The organism is Komagataeibacter kakiaceti JCM 25156 (assembly GCF_000613305.1).
In genome coordinates this window covers 1-750 of sequence record NZ_BAIO01000798.1, presented here as the reverse complement: position 1 = coordinate 750, position 750 = coordinate 1, and the positions used below count along the sequence as shown (strand labels likewise).

Here is a 750-nt window from a genome sequence, read left to right as displayed (position 1 = left end):
TACCCGCACAGATCCACGCCCCCCAGCCGCCCCGCCAGGCTGAACGCCAGCGAGACGGACGGGCTGACATGCGCCCCGCTGACCCGCCCGAACGGCGTAAACGCGGCCACCGTGCCCGACAGGCCGAAAAACAGCCCGCACAGCGCGGTCTGGGCGATGGGGTGATGGTCCAGCACCCGGCCCACGGGCGTATAGGGGGTGGTCAGCACGGTGACGGAAACGATGCCACAGAGCATCAGCACCGCCGTCGCGATCAGTTCGCAGCCATACAGTTTCCAGTGCAGGGGATGGTCCGGATGCGCGGCGCCGGCAAGGGGCCGGTCCTCGGCGGGATGGAAACCTGGCTGACGGGGTGCGGTCATCTGTCTTACTCCGTCCTCAGCATGTACAGCTCTTGAGTTAACGGAAGAAATGGTGTGGAATAAAGAAGATCATGCGAATATATGCCGTGCATGAGAATAGTTAATGCATAGCTGTTCAACGTTTTTTCTATATAGGATGCAGTCCGACCCCGTATTGCATATGATGGCGTCCGAACCCGGCTTTATCCGCCGCCATCCGACCGGAACCGATATTATTCACGCACCAGGATGCAGGTGGGCTTTGTTAACCGTATGTTCAGGGGCAGACACACCAGGCTGATGAATTGCTGTTGGAAAGAGGACCCACTTTGCTGCCCTGCCGGCAGGGGCGGCCGGTCGGTGCTGATGCTGGGCGGGCTCGTGGCCATGCTGGGCGGCATGGCCACGA

1 protein-coding gene is annotated in these 750 nt (G+C 61.2%); it reads right to left on the bottom strand.

Going from position 1 to position 750, the window contains the following annotated elements:
- A partial coding sequence (locus tag JCM25156_RS19035; RefSeq protein WP_025814409.1) for an aquaporin occupies positions 1-362 on the bottom strand: 362 nt, incomplete at its 3' end.
- Between the last annotated feature and the right edge of the window lie 388 nt (positions 363-750).